Source organism: Rhizobium sp. 01N424 (assembly GCF_056399485.1).
In genome coordinates, this window is record NZ_JBFTRK010000007.1 from 66,514 (window position 1) to 83,527 (window position 17,014).

Annotated in this window: 17 protein-coding genes; 5 read left to right on the plus strand and 12 right to left on the minus strand. The window is 61.8% G+C overall.

From position 1 onward, the window contains the following. Positions 1-7 precede the first annotated feature (7 nt). Genes AC1DNK_RS18175 through AC1DNK_RS18185 form a run of 3 tightly spaced genes read right to left on the minus strand, consistent with a single transcriptional unit; the run spans position 8 to position 1,946 of the window. Positions 8-322 (minus strand): DUF2849 domain-containing protein, encoded by a 315-nt coding sequence (locus tag AC1DNK_RS18175; protein WP_477942598.1) that lies wholly within the window; start codon positions 320-322, stop codon positions 8-10. A gap of 2 nt (positions 323-324) precedes the next feature. Next, positions 325-1,761 carry a siroheme synthase CysG gene (cysG, locus tag AC1DNK_RS18180; protein WP_477942600.1) on the minus strand — a complete coding sequence of 479 codons (1,437 nt, stop codon included), beginning with the start codon at positions 1,759-1,761 and terminating at the stop codon, positions 325-327. 2 nt (positions 1,762-1,763) lie between these two features. Further along, the gene (locus AC1DNK_RS18185; protein ID WP_477942602.1) at positions 1,764-1,946 is read right to left on the minus strand and encodes a hypothetical protein; all 183 of its coding nucleotides are present in this window, start codon (positions 1,944-1,946) and stop codon (positions 1,764-1,766) included. Positions 1,947-2,010: 64 nt separating this feature from the next. Here AC1DNK_RS18185 and AC1DNK_RS18190 point away from each other — a divergent pair, with 64 nt between their 5' ends. From AC1DNK_RS18190 to AC1DNK_RS18200, 3 genes are read left to right on the plus strand one after another with little or no spacing between them, the layout of a single operon-like run. Next, positions 2,011-2,598 (plus strand): deaminase, encoded by a 588-nt coding sequence (locus AC1DNK_RS18190; RefSeq protein WP_477942604.1) that lies wholly within the window; start codon positions 2,011-2,013, stop codon positions 2,596-2,598. 6 nt (positions 2,599-2,604) lie between these two features. Then, entirely contained in the window at positions 2,605-3,438 is an 834-nt protein-coding gene (gene mazG, locus AC1DNK_RS18195) for a nucleoside triphosphate pyrophosphohydrolase (protein ID WP_477942605.1), read from the plus strand. Between the two features lie 6 nt (positions 3,439-3,444). Continuing rightward, positions 3,445-4,674: an FAD-dependent oxidoreductase gene (locus AC1DNK_RS18200; RefSeq protein ID WP_477942607.1), complete on the plus strand. Its 1,230-nt coding sequence runs from the start codon at positions 3,445-3,447 to the stop codon at positions 4,672-4,674. On the opposite strand, the gene AC1DNK_RS18205 is transcribed toward AC1DNK_RS18200, so the two are convergent. From AC1DNK_RS18205 to dusB, 9 genes are all read right to left on the minus strand, one after another. After that, positions 4,656-4,991, minus strand: coding sequence for a hypothetical protein (locus AC1DNK_RS18205; RefSeq protein WP_477942609.1), 336 nt, complete (start codon positions 4,989-4,991; stop codon positions 4,656-4,658). The two genes, AC1DNK_RS18200 and AC1DNK_RS18205, sit on opposite strands and share 19 nt — an antisense overlap. A gap of 46 nt (positions 4,992-5,037) precedes the next feature. Beyond that, a complete protein-coding gene (hflX, locus tag AC1DNK_RS18210) occupies positions 5,038-6,369 on the minus strand; it encodes a GTPase HflX (protein WP_112388142.1) in 1,332 nt (443 codons plus the stop codon). Between the two features lie 77 nt (positions 6,370-6,446). Next, positions 6,447-6,689 carry an RNA chaperone Hfq gene (hfq, locus tag AC1DNK_RS18215; protein WP_003539403.1) on the minus strand — a complete coding sequence of 81 codons (243 nt, stop codon included), beginning with the start codon at positions 6,687-6,689 and terminating at the stop codon, positions 6,447-6,449. A 111-nt stretch (positions 6,690-6,800) separates the two neighbouring features. Then, a complete protein-coding gene (locus AC1DNK_RS18220; RefSeq protein ID WP_477942611.1) occupies positions 6,801-7,664 on the minus strand; it encodes a D-amino-acid transaminase in 864 nt (287 codons plus the stop codon). Between the two features lie 61 nt (positions 7,665-7,725). Next, positions 7,726-9,090 (minus strand): nitrogen assimilation response regulator NtrX, encoded by a 1,365-nt coding sequence (gene ntrX / locus AC1DNK_RS18225; protein WP_112388140.1) that lies wholly within the window; start codon positions 9,088-9,090, stop codon positions 7,726-7,728. Beyond that, complete coding sequence (locus tag AC1DNK_RS18230) at positions 9,080-11,350, minus strand: sensor histidine kinase NtrY-like (protein WP_477942612.1); 2,271 nt, start codon at positions 11,348-11,350, stop codon at positions 9,080-9,082. The genes ntrX and AC1DNK_RS18230 overlap by 11 nt, the downstream gene beginning before the upstream one ends. Positions 11,351-11,545: 195 nt before the next feature. Continuing rightward, on the minus strand, positions 11,546-12,997 hold the full coding sequence (ntrC, locus tag AC1DNK_RS18235; RefSeq protein ID WP_112388138.1) for a nitrogen regulation protein NR(I): 1,452 nt from the start codon (positions 12,995-12,997) through the stop codon (positions 11,546-11,548). Beyond that, positions 12,994-14,139: a two-component system sensor histidine kinase NtrB gene (locus tag AC1DNK_RS18240; protein ID WP_112388137.1), complete on the minus strand. Its 1,146-nt coding sequence runs from the start codon at positions 14,137-14,139 to the stop codon at positions 12,994-12,996. The genes ntrC and AC1DNK_RS18240 overlap by 4 nt, the downstream gene beginning before the upstream one ends. Next, positions 14,136-15,158, minus strand: a complete 1,023-nt coding sequence (dusB, locus tag AC1DNK_RS18245; RefSeq protein ID WP_477942614.1) for a tRNA dihydrouridine synthase DusB — start codon at positions 15,156-15,158, stop codon at positions 14,136-14,138. Before dusB ends, AC1DNK_RS18240 begins: the two co-directional genes overlap by 4 nt. Positions 15,159-15,302: 144 nt before the next feature. Between dusB and AC1DNK_RS18250 the strand changes: the two genes are divergently transcribed. Together AC1DNK_RS18250 and AC1DNK_RS18255 are read left to right on the plus strand one after the other, a co-directional pair. Then, the gene (locus tag AC1DNK_RS18250) at positions 15,303-16,523 is read left to right on the plus strand and encodes a bifunctional 2-C-methyl-D-erythritol 4-phosphate cytidylyltransferase/2-C-methyl-D-erythritol 2,4-cyclodiphosphate synthase (protein ID WP_477942616.1); all 1,221 of its coding nucleotides are present in this window, start codon (positions 15,303-15,305) and stop codon (positions 16,521-16,523) included. Continuing rightward, positions 16,520-17,014, plus strand: a complete 495-nt coding sequence (locus AC1DNK_RS18255) for a CinA family protein (protein ID WP_477942618.1) — start codon at positions 16,520-16,522, stop codon at positions 17,012-17,014. Before AC1DNK_RS18250 ends, AC1DNK_RS18255 begins: the two co-directional genes overlap by 4 nt.

A 17,014-nucleotide genomic window follows, 5' to 3' on the forward strand; every position in this document is an offset into this window, starting at 1 on the left:
TGCTTCCTCAGACTGCAATGAATTCCGGATCGGCAGGCTTGTAGCCCGGCGCATATTCCATGGTCGGCCCCTGCGCGCGAATACGTTCGCGCAGGCGCAGCGGCCACAGAACTCCGTTGGTTTCCTGAACTTCGATGACATTCACGTCAACAACCTTGTTGTCGGCGTAAGCCTTCTTGCCGATTTCCTCCAGCGCAGCCACCGCTTCGGCATGGCGGGCAATCAGCGCATCCTGCAACGAGGTGACCCAAGCGCCATTGGCATCGAGCCAGACGGCAATGCCATCCGTCAGGCGGTTGGCGGTCAGTACCTTGTCTACCATAATCAGCTCCTTGCAAGTTCCGGCACGGTCGCCTGACGGCGCACCAGAGGCTCGGACAGTTCGAAATTGGCGCCTGCTACCGCATCGCCGATAATGACCATGACGGGACCCGTCAATTCGTCACGATGCTGCAGGTCGGGAAGATCGCGCAGAATGCCATGCAGCAGGCGGCGATCGGCGCGGCTGGCATTCTCGATGACAGCGACCGTGGTCTCCGCCGGAATGCCGGCCTCCATCAGCCGCTCGGCAACCGAGGCGGCGACGGTGCGGCCCATGTAAACGGCAATCGTCGCGCCGGAGACCGCAAGGCTTGCCCAATCGGGCAGCACATCGCCGGTCAGATCGTGACCGGTGGTGAAGACCAGCGACGAGGCAACGCCGCGCAACGTCAGCGGCAGTTCAAAATCGGCGGCGGCAGCGAAAGCCGACGTGATACCGGGGACGATCTCATAGGCGATACCGGCAGCGCGCAGCGCCGCCATCTCCTCGCCTGCCCGGCCATAGACCAGGGGATCACCGGACTTCAGGCGCACGACGCGCTTGCCCTCACTGCCAAGCTGGACGAGCAGATCGTTGATCTCTTCCTGCGATTTCGAATGGCAGCCCTTGCGCTTGCCGACCGAAATGCGCTCGGCATCGCGGCGGCCCATGTCGACGATCGCCTGCGGGACCAGCGCATCGAAGACCAGAACATCGGCTTCCATCATGACGCGCTGGGCGCGCAGCGTCAGCAGATCTTCGGCACCCGGACCGGCGCCGACCAGCCAGACGCGGCCCTGCGCCTTGCCGGTTTCCTGCAGCAGCGCATTGGCGGCACGCTTGGCTTCCGGCAGATTGCCGTTCGCAACGGCATCGGCGACGGCACCTGAAAAGAACCCGCGCCAGAAGACGCGGCGGGAAACGCCGCGCGGAATTAGCTGTTCGACGGCACGGCGGTAGCTGGTCGCCAGCGTCGCAAGACGTCCAAGCGATGGCGACAGCAACTGATCGACCTGTGCGCGGATCATCTGCGCCAGCACGGGACCGGCGCCTTCGGTGCCGATCGCAACGGCCACGGGAGCGCGATTGACGAGGGCCGGCGTATAGAAATCGCAGCAGTCTGGCTGATCGACGGCATTTGCCGGGATCCTGGCGGCGCGCGCGGCATCGACGATCGCGCGATCTTGCACGGCCTCGCCGGTGGCGGCAAAGACGAGGGCTGCGCCATTAACCTGATCGGCGCTGAAATTCGCCCGAACCGTCTCGATGCGATTGGCAATGAGGAAGGCGTGGTAGCTGGCCTCAGGGCGGTCGGCATAGGCAACGATCCGCGCTTGCGTATTCATCAGCAGACGCACCTTCGCATAGGCCTCGTCTCCGTTGCCAAAGACGGCTGCGACCCGCCCTTCCACACGGAAGAAGGCAGGGAATACCGATAGCTGTTCGCTCTTGGAAGGCATTATCATTCCACTTCGAAGTTGCGCCAATATGCCTGCATCAGGCAAGGCGTTGAAGAAACAGAAATTCGAAAGCCTACGCGCTCCGCGTAATCTTTTGCCTGCATGCCACTGATTTGAGAAAAGTCGCCCGAGCGACGCCGTTGTCGCTGCAGTGCAATGTAAAGCCTGTGATCAAAAACGTCCATCTGGCATTTCGGCATTTTTCTTCTTGCCCGGGCGGGATAGACTTCGGGGCATAAGGAGAAAGCCATGGCCTTAAAGACGATCGCCCCTCGCCTGCTCGACGTGATGGAGCAAGATATCCTGCCGCTGACCGAGCGCGGTGTCGCGTCCGGGAACAAGGTGTTCGGCGCGGCGATCCTGCGCAAGTCCGATCTCTCGCTGGTCATCGCCGAGACCAACAACGAACTCGAAAATCCGCTCTGGCATGGCGAGGTCCATACGCTCAAGCGCTTCTACGAACTTGGCGAGAAACCGGCGACGAAGGACCTGATTTTCCTGTCGACACACGAACCCTGCACGATGTGTATGTCGGCGATCACCTGGGCCGGGTTCGATAACTTTTACTATTTCTTCAGCCACGAGGATTCGCGCGATGCCTTTGCCATCCCGCACGACCTGAAGATCCTCAAGGAAGTCTTCGGGCTTGAGCCTGGTGGCTACCGCAAGCAGAACGCCTTCTGGAACAGTTTTGCGATTGCCGACCTGGTGGAAACCGAGGAGCGCGCGCTGAGCGCTGAGCTCAAGGAACAGACAGCCAGAATCAAGGCGCGCTACGCGGCACTGTCCGACAGCTACCAATCCTCGAAAAGCGCCAACGACATTCCCCTGAATTGAGCGATCATGGAACCTTCGAAAGACATTTCGCGCCTCATCGAGATCATGGCTGCGCTGCGCAATCCTGAGACCGGCTGCCCTTGGGACATCGTCCAGACCTTTGAGACCATCAAGCCCTATACGATCGAGGAAGCCTACGAGGTCTCCGACGCGATCGAGCGCAACGATATGGACGATCTCTGCGACGAACTCGGCGACCTGCTTCTGCAGGTGGTCTTTCATGCGCGGATGGCCGAGGAGGCCGGCGAGTTTTCCTTCGGCGATGTCGTGGAGGCGATCACCCGCAAGATGATCCGTCGCCACCCGCATGTCTTCGACCGTTCGGATGCCGATACGCCTGCGCGGGTGAAGCAGCAGTGGGACGAGATCAAACAGGCCGAAAAGCGCGAACGCGCTGAACGCCGCGCCAGGCGTGGCGTGAGCGAGGATTTCAATGCGGGGCATCTCGGCTCCGTGCAGCGCAGCTTTCCGGCACTGACCGAAGCGCTGAAGCTGCAGGAGCGCGCCGCCAAGGTCGGTTTCGACTGGTCGGCGCCAGAGCCGATCCTCGACAAGATCGAGGAAGAGATCGGCGAACTAAGGGAAGCGCTGGCGCATGGCGACAGGGCCAAGGTCAGCGACGAGCTTGGCGATCTGATTTTCGCCGTCGTCAATATCGGCCGCCATGTCGATGCCGATCCGGAGCAATCCCTGCGCGGAACAAACACCAAGTTCAGACGCCGTTTCAATCATATAGAGACCGTTCTTGAGAAAGAGGGCGAGACGTTGCAAGCCGCCAGCCTGGAACGAATGGAGGAAATCTGGCAGGCCGCCAAGGCCATCGAACGGCAGCTTGGCTGAGGCGCCATGAAGCTCGCCGGCCTTGAGATCGCGATTGCTGGCGCCGGGATCGGTGGACTGTCGCTTGCGGCACTCTTGGCCCGCCATGGTGCTGCCGTGACGATCTACGACCAGATGGCGGCACCGCAGCCGGTCGGATCGGGCTTCGTACTGCAGCCGACCGGATCGGCGGTTCTCTCCGCGATGGGGCTGCTTGATCAGGTAGAGCAACGCGGCGCCAGGATCCGGCGCATGCACGGAAAGCTCTCGACGACGGGCCGCACCGTGCTTGACGTGGGCTACCGCAACGGCGCCTCCGGCATCGCCATCCAGCGGGTCGCGCTTTTCGATCTGCTGCTCGATGCAGCGATCGCCGCCGGCGTTGGCTTCGAGACTGCATCGCGGGTGACGGCGCTTGAGCCGGGCGTGCGGCCATGGTTGAAGCTCGGCAATGGCAAGATGTCATCGGCATCCGATCTCGTCGTCGATGCCATGGGTGCCAGTTCGCCGATCGGTTACAAATCGTCAACAGAACTTGACTATGGCGCACTCTGGGCCACCGTTCCCTGGGATGGCTCAGGCGTCTTCCGGTCCGACGAACTGGAGCAGCGCTACCACCGCGCCAGCCAGATGGCGGGTGTCCTGCCGGTCGGTACGGCGAAGGATGGCGCGGCGCCGATGGCGACCTTCTTCTGGAGCATCCGCAACAGGGATGTGGCGGCCTGGCGGGACGCCGGGCGCGAGGCCTGGATGGAGGCCGTGCATCGCTTCTGGCCCGAGGCGGCGCATTTCGCGGCTGCGGCCGAGCCGGTCCATGCCCGCTACCGGCATCATACGCGGCTACCGCTTGCGGCAGTAAACAGCGTCAAGATCGGCGATGCCTGGCACGCGACAAGCCCGCAGCTTGGACAGGGCGCCAATATGGCGCTGCTCGACGCCGCCTCGCTGTGCGCGGCGCTTGCCCGCGAACCATCGGTCAGCGACGCGATCGCCCGCCATCTCAGGCAACGGCAATTGCACATCCGGTTCTATCAACTGCTGAGCAGAGTGTTGACGCCCTTCTATCAGTCCGACAGCCGTCTCCTGCCGATGAGCAGAGATGTGATGATCGGTCCGGCGACCAAACTGCCACTGCTGCGAAACCTGATCACGACGCTGGTCACCGGCGAGCTGCTCGATCCAGTTGGTCGCATTGGCCTCGAGTGGCTTTCGCCCGATGGAGCGTTGCCAATGAGCGATCAGACGGCGCTGCTATAACCGAACGCGGAGAACTGCTGCTGGAACCACCAGTAGCCTGCGGCCGTCAGAACGGCGACGATGGCAAACAGTATCCAGCCGGTTACCGTCAGCTTTTTCGCGGCGGCATCGCGATAGTTGAGCTTCGCACCGGCGACCAGAAAGCCCAGGCCGAAGACGAGGCAGGCGGGTACGGCAAGAAAGGCTTTCAGCTGATAGCTGACTTCAGGAACACCGGCCTGTGCTTCCTCAAGTGGCTGCAGGAGAAAGAACCAGGCGATCGCGCATCCAAGCGCAATCAGCAGCAGCCCTCCGGCGCGCGCCTTGATCTCAGCCATGCCATCCCCTCCATGAACCGGAAATTCAGTTCGGACCCTGGAGCGCTCAGCGCTCCCAATCTTCCTTGGCCTTCGATCCGCTGCCGAGCCGCCCTTCGAGCGCCGTAGCTTCCGTCTCCGACAGGCGCAGGTCGAGCGTGATCGACCCGTCTTCGTTGTCTTCGCGGGCATCGACGATGGCGTGCTCGTAAATCCACGGCAGAAGAGCAAGCTTGCCGACCGGGATCGTGATGGTTGCTTCGGTCATGACGCCAGACAGGCGGCGGCTGATTTCTTCCATCAGCTGATCGACGCCCTCGCCGCTGACGGCCGAAACCGCCACGACATTCTTGGTGCCGGCGGCCTTCTGGACCATGACATCATGCGTTTCCGGCTCCAGCCGGTCGATCTTGTTCCAGACCTCGATAATACGCTTGGCGCCTTCCGCCTCGTCGATGCCGAGGTCGTTGAGGATGCGCAGCACGTCGGCGCTCTGGGCCGGATTGTCGTCATCGGCCATGTCGCGGACATGCAACACGAGATCGGCTTCCAGCACTTCTTCAAGCGTCGCGCGGAAGGCTGCGACCAGGTGCGTCGGCAGGTCGGAAATGAAGCCGACCGTGTCGGAGAGAATGACTGTGCGGCCGTGCGGCAGCTTCATGCGGCGCAGTGTCGGATCGAGCGTTGCGAAGAGCATGTCTTCGGCAAGCACGCCGGCGCCGGTGATGCGGTTGAACAGCGTCGACTTGCCGGCATTGGTATAGCCGACCAAGGCCACGATCGGATGCGGCACCTTGCGGCGCTTGGCGCGATGCAGCTGGCGGGTACGTACCACCTGCTCCAGCTCGCGCTCCAGCTTGATGATCCGGTCCTGTAGCATGCGCCGGTCGGCTTCGATCTGGGTTTCGCCCGGACCACCCATGAAGCCGCCACCGCCGCGCTGGCGCTCAAGGTGGGTCCAGCTGCGGACCAGACGGCCCTTCTGGTAGTTCAGATGCGCCAGATCGACCTGCAGCGTGCCTTCCTTGGTGGACGCACGGCGGCCGAAAATTTCAAGGATCAGCCCGGTCCGGTCGATGACCTTGACGTTCCATGCTTTTTCGAGATTGCGCTGCTGCACGGGCGTCAGCGGGTGATCGACGATCACCAGACCCGAATCGTATTCCTCGAGCTTGGCCTTGATCTCTTCGATCTTGCCGGTCCCGAGCAGTGTTGCCGGCCGCGGATCGCTGATTGGCACGATGGCACCATAGACGACATCGAGGTCGATCGCTTCGGCAAGGCCGCTGGCCTCTTCGAGCCGGCTTTCGGGAGAGCGGGTGACGGTGATCGCACCGTCAGCGGATGCGCCGCGTCCACGTGCCTGCTTGAGAACAGGCACGACGACGGTCGCATTCATATCGTCCCGGAGCTTTTCGGCTTCCGGGATGATGGAATCATTCTTCGTATCGCGTGTCGAAATAACGTCTGATCCTATCAGGAAGCGGCTTCTTCGCTCTCAAACATCTGCATCGGCTGGCCCGGCATGATGGTCGAGATCGCGTGCTTATACACGAGTTGCGAATGACCGTCACGGCGAAGAAGAACACAGAAGTTGTCGAACGAGGTCACAACGCCGGTCAGCTTAACGCCGTTAATCAGAAAAATTGTCAGGGAAATCTTTTGTTTGCGAACAGTATTGAGAAATAAGTCCTGCAAATTTTGAGAACGTTCCGCCATCGCGCCGCTTCTTTCTTTATTGCCGGCATGTCTCAGCCGGTGGAATACTAATCAGCCTCTCCAAGCCATCAGCAGGTAACCCTCATCCCCTGCGTCCAGCAAATCTTGGTATCAAATCGCAATCTTTTCCGCAACGTCGAAAAAGGCTTCCCGGATATTCTGGGAGACGCTGCCGGGGTGACCGTTGGCAATCGTCTGGCCATCCAGGGAAACGACGGGAAAACAAATGCTTGTCGCGGCAGTGATGAAGACTTCCCGGGCCGCCAGCATGTCGGCGACGGTGAACTTGCGCTCGGCGATCTTGAGGCCGAGCTTGGCACCGACATCGATCAGCGTCGTGCGGGTGATGCCGCGCAGGATGCCGTGTTCAGCCGGACGGGTGATCAGCGTGCCATCGGCATCGACGATCCAGACGTTCGTTGCAGCCCCCTCTGTGACGAAGCCGTCGCGATCGACATAGATCGCTTCCTGGGCGCCTGCTTCCTTGGCCTGCTGGCGGGCCATCGCGTTAGGCAGGAGGCCAACGGTCTTGATATCGACGCGGTCCCAGCGGTTGTCAGGCACGCTGATCGCCTTGATGCCGCTGGCATTCTTCCTGGCGATGATCGACGGATCAGTGCTCTTGGCGGTGATGACGATTGACGGCTTGGTACCTTCGGCCGGGAAAACGTGGTCGCGCCGCGCAACGCCGCGCGTCACCTGCATGTAGAACAAGCCGTTCTTCACCTTGTTGCGGCGGAGCGTCTCGCGAATCACGGTGACCAGCGCTGCGCGGCTCATCGGTGCTGCGATCCGCAGTTCGCTCAGCGACCGGTTCAGGCGGTCGAGGTGGCGGGTGATATCGACGATATAGCCATGCCTGACTTCGCAGACCTCATAGACCCCATCGGCGAACTGGTAGCCACGATCCTCGATGTGAACGCCCGCCTGGGCATGGGGAACATACTGGCCGTTGACGTAGGAAATTCTTGGCATCGGGAAACCTGGCTGTGGGGCAATGAAGAGCGCCGGCGCGGGCTTGCGCGCCGGAGAATTGTCAGACGCCGAGCGACTTCAGCTTGCGATGCAGCGCCGATCGCTCCATGCCGACGAACTCGGCCGTGCGCGAGATGTTGCCGCCGAAGCGGTTGATCTGGGCGATGAGATAGTCCTTCTCGAACATCTCGCGGGCCTCGCGCAGCGGCAGCGTCATGATGTGGTAGTCGTTCTTGGCGGAGACCTTCGGCAGCATGTCGCCCAGATCGGTCGGCAACATGTCGGCGGTGATCGGCGCATCCGGACCGTCGGAACGGGCAAGGATCATAAGCCGCTCGATATTGTTGCGAAGCTGGCGGATATTGCCTGGCCAGTCATGCGCCTGCAGCACCGCCATCGCGTCGTCGCCGATGCGGCGCAGGCGAATGCCTGCCTGTTCGGAGATCTGGCGCATCAGCTGATCGACGAGGAACGGAATGTCTTCGCGTCGCTCGGCGAGCGCCGGCACGCGGACCGGGACCACCGCCAGGCGATGATAGAGATCTTCGCGGAACCAGCCTTCGGCAATGCGGCTTTCCAGGTTATAGGCCGTCGAGGAAATGATGCGGACATCGACCTTGACGCGCTTCGAGCCGCCGACGCGTTCGAACTGCTGGTCGACAAGCACGCGCAGGATCTTGTTCTGCGTCTCGCGCGGCATCTCCCCGACTTCGTCGAGATAGAGAATGCCGCGATGCGCTTCTTCGAGCGCCCCGGTCTTGCGGGCCTGGCCTGGCGAACCCTCGGTGCCGAAGAGCGCGATTTCCATGCGATCAGGCGTGATGTTGGCGGCATTCAGCGCCACGAACGGTCCGCTGGCGCGCGTCGACTTCTTGTGGATCATCCGTGCCACCAGCTCCTTGCCAGAGCCGGATGCACCGAAGATCATGATGCGGCTGTTGGTCGGCGACACCTTCTCGATCGTCTGGCGAAGCTGGGAGACGGCAACCGAAGTACCGATCAGCTCGACGGCATCGCCTGCCCGCTTCTTCAGTTCCGAGACTTCGCGCTTCAGCTTGGAATTCTCGAGCGCGCGCTCGGCAATCAGGATCAGGCGATCGGCCTTGAAGGGCTTCTCGATGAAATCGAAGGCACCGCGCTTGATGGCGGAGACGGCGGTCTCGATGTTTCCGTGGCCGGAGATCATGACGACCGGGATATCGGGATGGCGGGTCTTGATCTCGTCGAGCAGCGACAGGCCGTCAAGCTTGCTGCCCTGCATCCAGATGTCGAGGAAGATCAGCCGCGGGGCGCGATCGGAAATCGCCGCCAGCGCGCTGTCGCTGTCATGCGCCGTGCGCGTTTCATGACCTTCATCCGAAAGGATGCCCGAGACGATCTCGCGAATATCGTGCTCATCGTCGACGACGAGAATATCAGAGGCCATAAACGCTTTCCTTGTCGGTTTCAGCAGGAGCGGACGAGGCCGGCTCGAGACGCGGCAGATGCACGCGGATCATGGCTCCTCTCCCCTGGTCAAAATCTGCGGGCGCATCATGCAGCTCAAGCTGCCCGCCATGCTCTTCAATAATCTTCTTGACGATCGCCAGGCCGAGCCCGGTGCCCTTCTCGCGCATCGTCATGTAGGGCTCCAGAATGCTGTGCCGGTTTTCGACTGGCAGACCGCGCCCGTTGTCGATGACATCGACGGTGAAGCGGTCTCTGCCCTCGTCCATGCCGGCGCGCACGAGCACCTTGCGCTCGTCGCGCTCCTCGCTCGGCACCGACTCGATGGCCTCGACGGCATTCTTGATGAGGTTGCCGAAGGCCTGGCCGAGCATGCGGCTGTCGAACATGCCTTCGAGCGGCCGTTCGCCGAGATCCTGCAGGAAGCTGACATGGGTGTTGCCCATCTCCCGCAGGAACATCGCGTCGCGCAGGATATCGCGCAGGTCGCTCTGCTCCTTGGTCGGCTTCGGCATGCGCGCAAAGGCCGAGAATTCGTCGACCATGCGGCCAATGTCGCCGACCTGGCGGATGATCGTATCGGTGCATTGGTCGAAGACGGTCTTGTCGTCCTGATTGATCTGCTTGCCATAGCGGCGCTGGATGCGCTCGGCCGACAGCTGGATCGGCGTCAGCGGGTTCTTGATCTCATGGGCAATGCGGCGCGCCACGTCGCCCCAAGCGGTCGAGCGCTGGGCGATGACCAGATCGGTGATGTCGTCGAGCGTGATGACGTAGGATTCGGCGCCATCACGCACCTCTTCGCGCGTCACCTGGACGCTGAGCGTGCGAACGGTGCCGCCACGCACCAGTGCGATCTGCTTGCGGAAATCGCCGCGATAGCGCTGGGCGGCTTCCGTCAACACCTGATCGACCTCGGGGGCAATATCGGCCAGATGCTTGCCGAGCATGTCGGACGCGTCGAGCGTCATCAGCGCCTCGGCTGAACTGTTGACGATGGTGATTGCCCGGTCGCCCTCGACTCCGATGACGGCGGCGGTCACACCGGAGAGGACCGCCTCGATGAAGCGGCGGCGGTCGTCGACCTCGTCTTTCGCTTCCAGAATTTCGTCCCGCTGCGTGCGGATCTCGGAGATCATCTTGTTGAAGGTGCGCGAAAGATTGGCAACGTCGCCATCGACGGCATGCACAGGCACAACGATATCCATATTGCCCGAGGCAACGCTGTCGGCGGCCGTGATCAACAGACGGATCGGCCGGACGATACGGTCGGCAACGGCAATCGCGGTCCAGATGGCGGCAAGCAGAACGATCAGCGCGAAGCCGATATAGAGCACGGCGAAGGCGATCTGCAGCGAGACCCGGCCTGCTTCCATCGACTGATATTCGTTGGCATTTTCCTGCATGAGCCGCATCGCGCCCATGACCTTCGGATCGACTGCACGGACGGTGTAGAGGAAAGCATCCGGAATGGATTCGAGCTTGATGATGGCGCCGACAAGGTTGGTCACGCCCGGCGGAATCAGCGTCGGCTGGCCGGCAGCGGCCTTGGTCAGCGCATCCGGCGGGATCGCCGGCAGCGGCTTCTCGGTCTTGATGTCCGCCTGGGTGATGACGTCGCCATTGCTTTCGACGAGGAAAGCTCCGAGCAGGCCGCGGCCACGCGCCTGGCGGGTCATCAATTCTGCAAAGCCGGTCCGATCGAGATTGTAGAGGGTGCGATTGCGCTCCAGATCATTGGCCATCGATACGGTCTGGCCCTGGAGATAACTGGCGTTCTCCATCATGTAGGCTTGGCCGACATTGCGCGACGAACTGACGATCGACTGGGTGCGGAGCGCGAACCAGCGGTCGAGACCAGCGTTCAGCGTGATACTGGCGAACAGTGCGACGAGGATCGCCGGCGTGATCGCCACGAGCGAGAACAGCACGACGATGCGGATGTGGAGGCGGGCAGCCGCCCTTCCGCGCGTACGCGCCTTCATGAGCCGTGCGACCTCGCGGCCGATCAGCGCCATCAGGCCGAGAACGAAGAACGAATTGACGACGACGGAGGTGATGACCACGCGGGAGGTCGGTTCGATCGGCGTGAAGCCGAGAAGCACGAAGAGTGTGGCAGTGGCACAGAGAAGCGCACCACCAGCCAGCATGAGACCGGGCAATGCAAAGAGCGCGCGACGATCGGTGACGATTGCCACCCCTTCGTCTTCTGCCGCAGGCGATGCCGCATCCTGCTTCATCTGGTCATTCTCCTGGCGGCAAGCCGCCACGCCACATCTGCAATCATCGGGCCGAAAAACCATCAGCGCCCGCGCAATGCCGGTCTATCGAGATCAGCGGCACAGACCATCTGTTATGGTTACGATTGTCCAAACCCTATGCGTGACCTTTAAGCAACGCATTGTGGCGAAAATGCAACGCATGCCGCCACATTGTCAAGCTGTGCGGGAGCTCCGGTAGACCGAAACGCCGAGCTCGCGGATCTTTTTGCGCAGCGTATTGCGGTTCAGACCGAGCAGATCAGCTGCCTTGATCTGGTTGCCGCGTGTCGCCGTCAGGGCCGCGAGGATCAGCGGATATTCGAGTTCCGTCAGCACACGGTCATAAAGCCCAGGTGGCGGCAGATTCTCGCCGAAACTTGCAAAGTATGTGCGCATATTCTCTTCGACAGCCTGCGCGATGGTCATCGAACCCGAGCGGATCGGCCCCTTGTCGATCGGGCTGTCGGGGACGTCGGAGCGCAGCTCGCTTTCGATAATTTCGCGGCTGATCACATCCTGTGGATAAAGTGCCATCAGACGGCGAATAAGGTTCTCAAGCTCGCGCACGTTGCCGGGCCAGGCATAGGCCTTCATCAGCTCCAGCGCTTCCTGATCGAATCGCTTCGTACCCAGGCCTTCCTTTTCAGCCTGCTGGATGAAGTGGCGGACGAGATCCGGAATATCTTCGGCGCGGTCGCGCAGCGGCGGCAGGCGCAGCGGCACGACGTTGAGGCGATAGTAGAGGTCCTCGCGGAAGAGACCCTGATTGATTGCCTGCTTCAGGTCCTTGTTGGTGGCGGCAACGATGCGCACGTCGGTGCGGATCGGCGTACGGCCGCCGACCGTGGTGTACTCGCCCTGCTGCAGAACGCGCAAAAGGCGGGTCTGCGCATCCATCGGCATGTCGCCGATTTCGTCAAGGAACAGCGTGCCACCCTCGGCCTGCTCGAAGCGGCCGGTCGAGCGGTTCTGCGCCCCGGTGAAGGCACCCTTCTCGTGACCGAACAATTCGGATTCGATCAGGTCGCGCGGGATCGCCGCCATATTGATGGCGACGAAGGGGCCGTTGCGGCGCTTGCCGTAATCGTGGAGCGCGCGGGCGACGAGTTCCTTGCCGGTACCGGACTCGCCGGTGATCATCAGCGTCAGGTCGGTCTGCATCAGGCGCGCAAGCACGCGGTATATTTCCTGCATTGCCGCCGAACGGCCGACCAGGGGCATGCCGTCCTGCATGTCCTCGTCGAGTTTCGCAGGCTTTTTCTTCGGCTCGGAAAGCGCCCGGCCGATAATGCCGATCAGTTCCGTTAGGTCGAACGGCTTCGGCAGGTAGTCGTAGGCGCCCTTTTCGGAGGCCTTGATCGCCGTCATGAAGGTATTCTGGGCGCTCATGACAAGCACCGGCAGGTCCGGCCGCGCCTTCTTGATGCGCGGCAGCAGATCGAAGGCATTCTCATCGGGCATGATAACGTCGGTCACCACAAGATCGCCCTCGCCTGCCGAAACCCAGCGCCAGAGCGTGGCGGCGTTCGAGGTAATGCGAACATCGTACCCGGCCCGGCTGAGCGCCTGATTGAGCACCGTACGAATGGCCGCATCATCATCTGCGACGAGGATCGTTGCTGTCATCGAGAAGTTCCTGTGGGGTTTGCAATTGCCGCGTCATCGGAAGAGGCATCCTTGGATGCCGGCATCAGGACGCGGAAGGTGGTCTTGTTGTTCTGGCTGTCGCATTCGATGATGCCGCCATGGTCGCCGATGATCTTGGCGACCAGTGCCAGACCGAGGCCGCTGCCATTGGTCTTGGTGGTGATGAAGGGATCGAAGAGATGCGGCAGCAGGTCGGAGGGAACGCCGGGGCCGTTGTCCTGCACGCAGAATTCCAGCGGCAGCGAAATCTTCTCGCGGGTTCCGGCGACGGAGAGGCGGATACCCGGACGATAGGCCGTCGTCAGCAGAATTTCGCCATCCTGCCTTTCCCCAACGGCTTCTGCCGCGTTCTTCACCAGATTGAGGAACACCTGAACCAGCTGGTCGCGATTGGCGTAAACGGCCGGAAGCGAAGGGTCATAGTTCTCGGTGATGCGAATCTGGCGGGCGAAGCCAGCCTTGGCCACGGCTTTCACATGATCGAGAACGGAGTGGATATTGACCGGGACGCGATCGACGGGGCGCTCGTCCGAGAAGACTTCCATGCGGTCGACCAGCGAGACGATCCGGTCGGTCTCGTCGCAGATCAGCCGCGTCAGCGCCCGGTCCTCGTCAACGGCCGACTGCTCCAGCAGCTGTGCCGCGCCGCGAATGCCCGAGAGAGGGTTCTTGATTTCATGGGCGAGCATCGATGCAAGGCCGGTTACCGAGCGGGCAGCGGCGCGATGCGTCAGCTGGCGGTCGATCTTGTCAGCCATCGAGCGCTCCTGGAAGACGACGACGACGGAACCCGGCGCGCTGATCACCGGCGCAACATAGAGATCCACCAGCTTGTCCTGGCCAAGGCGGGGCGAACTCAGATCGACGCGATATTCATTCACCGGTGCGCGGCGTTCGCGGACCTGGTCGATCAGCGCCAGCAGCGGACTACCGAAGGGAATGAAGGTCGAGATTTTGTAGCGCGCCAAATGCGAGGCGCTGGCGCCGAAGAAAGCCTCGGCCTCCCAATTGGCAAAGGCGACGAGACCGGCCTCGTCCACCATGATGACAGGGTTCTGGATGGCATTCAGAACCGCCATCGCCACACCACCCGTCTGATCCGCCTGCGTCTTGTCGGTCATGCCGCCTCCCGGCTTTCAGCTGCTTCTGCCTCTGCAGAGAGCGCATCGTAAAGCCGCCGCTCCACCTCCAGCGGCTGCTTCGAAGTCATGATCACGGCCTTGTCGTCCTTTGGCAGCGCTGGCGCATAGCGCTCCAGATACCAGCCGAGATGCTTGCGCGAATGGCGAATGGCGACATGTTCACCGTAGAATTCGAGCATCATCCGGTAATGCTCGACGGCGATATCTGCCATCTCCTGTCGCTTCGGGCCGGCGGCACCGGCAATGACGCCCGCATGCCAGGGACGGCCCTGACAGCCACGGCCGAGCATCACCGCATCGGCGCCCGAGCGGCGGAGGATTTCCTCAGCATCCTCAGGCGTGTTGACATCGCCATTGGCGATCAGCGGCACGGAAATGACATCGCGGACGGCACGGATCGCATCCCAGTCCGCCTTGCCTTCGTAGAATTGCATGCGGGTGCGGCCATGAATGGTGATCAGCTGGACGCCGGCATCCTGGGCGCGCTTGGCAATCTCGGGAGCGTTCAGCGAATTCTCGTCCCAGCCGAGGCGCATCTTCAGCGTGACAGGCACGTTGACGGCCTTCACCGTCGCCTCGATCAGGGTGAGCGCATGATCCGGATCGCGCATCAGCGCCGAGCCCGAATAACCGCCGATGACCTTCTTTGCCGGGCAGCCCATGTTGATGTCGATAATATCGGCACCTGCGTCGGCAGCGACCTTTGCCGCCTCTCCCATCCAATAGGCCTCGCGACCGGCAAGCTGCACCATATGCGGCTTGAAACCGGCGGCTTGCAGCCGTGACCAGGATTCGGCGGCGTTGTTGACCAGTTCACGGCTCGCAACCATCTCGGTGACGACGAGACCGGCGCCGTATCGCCAGGCCAATTGCCGGAACGGCATATCGGTGACGCCGGACATGGGCGCCAGCGCAACACGGTTGCGCACGGAGACATTTCCGATCTGCAAAGGCGCTGCTAGGTTCACTCGATGCAATTGATTATCTTTCAGGCACACAATATGGCTGCACTATTTTTAGCCATAGACGAATGGCTTGCCAAGAGGCTTTGGTTAGAATTGATATTTTTCGGGCAGAAGCTGGAAAGCCGGTAGCCGAGCCTATAGAGCACCTGTGTCGCTTTCTGCTTATTTTAGGGATTTATGGCGCAAATGCATTCGAAGCAACCATTATCGGCCGGGATCGTCGTCGTTGCCGCCGGGCGCGGCGAGCGTGCAGGCGCGTCCACCGAGGGTCCGAAGCAGTACCGGATGATCGGCGGCAAGCCGGTTATTGCCCATACGCTTGAAAACTTCATGACATGGGAACACACCTCGCAGATCGTCGTCGTCATTCACCCCGACGACGAGGCGCTGTTCGACAAGGCCCTGCGCCATATCCTCTCGGCAACGCCGATCGTTGCAGCGCATGGTGGCGCGACGCGCCAGCAGTCGGTCCTGGCGGGTCTGAGACATCTCAAGGACAAGGGCATCACCCACGTACTGATCCACGATGCGGTGCGGCCATTCTTCGACCACGTCCTGCTCGATCGCATTGCCGGCGCACTGACAGACGGCGCGCCCGCAGTTCTCCCGGCAACACCGGTCGCCGATACGCTGAAGCGCGCCGACAAAGACGGAACGGTTCTCGAAACCGTGTCTCGCGAGCATCTCTTCGCAGCGCAGACACCGCAGTCTTTCGCCTATGAAGCCATTCTTGCAGCGCATGAAAAGGCCCATTCCGCAGGCCGCATCGATTTCACCGACGACGCTTCGATTGCCGAATGGGCCGGAATGCCGGTCACCATCGTGGAAGGATCAGCCGACAACATGAAACTGACCGTCAAACGCGATATCGCCCTTGCCGACAACCGGCTGTCGTCGTCTGCCTTACCCGATGTTCGCACAGGCAATGGCTACGACGTCCACCAGCTCGTGCCCGGCGACGGCGTGACGCTCTGCGGGCTATTCATTCCGCACGACCAGAAGCTGAAGGGCCATTCGGACGCCGATGTCGCGCTGCATGCCCTGACGGATGCGCTGCTTGCCACCTGCGGCGCCGGCGATATCGGCGATCATTTCCCGCCATCCGACCCGCAGTGGAAGGGTGCCGCCTCGCGGATTTTCCTTGAGCATGCAGCGAAGATCGTCCGCGATTGCGGCGGTACGATCATGAATGCCGACGTCTCGCTGATCGCAGAAGCGCCGAAGGTCGGCCCTCACCGCGATCAGATGCGCGCCAATCTGGCCGAATTCCTCGGCATCTCGATCGGCCGCTGCTCGGTCAAGGCCACCACCAACGAAACGATCGGCTTCGTCGGCCGCCGTGAAGGTATCGCGGCAATCGCCACGGCCACGGTCGTCTTCCGCGGCACGAAGGAGTGACGATGTTTCCGGCTGATATCCTTGCTCTCTCAGAAAAGATCATCCGGGAATTTTCGGCCGCCGGCCTGATGGTCTCGACCGCCGAGTCCTGCACCGGCGGATTGATCGCCAGCGCCCTGACGGAGATTTCCGGGTCGTCAGCCGTCGTCGACCGTGGGTTTGTGACTTATACTAACACCGCCAAGATGGAGATGCTCGGCGTTCAGGAGGAGACGCTTGCCCGCTTCGGCGCGGTCTCCGAGGAGACGGCGAGGCAGATGGTGCATGGCGCCCTCTTCCGCTCGCGCGCCGCTGCGGCGGTTGCCGTTACCGGCATTGCGGGACCTGGCGGTGGCTCGCCGGAGAAGCCTGTCGGTCTCGTGCATCTCGCAGCCAAATCACGGCGCGGCGAACTCGTCCATCGCAAGATGCTCTATGGCGATATCGGCCGTGACAAGGTTCGGTTCGCGACCGTTGCGACAGCACTGGAAATGCTGCTGTCGCTGAAGTAG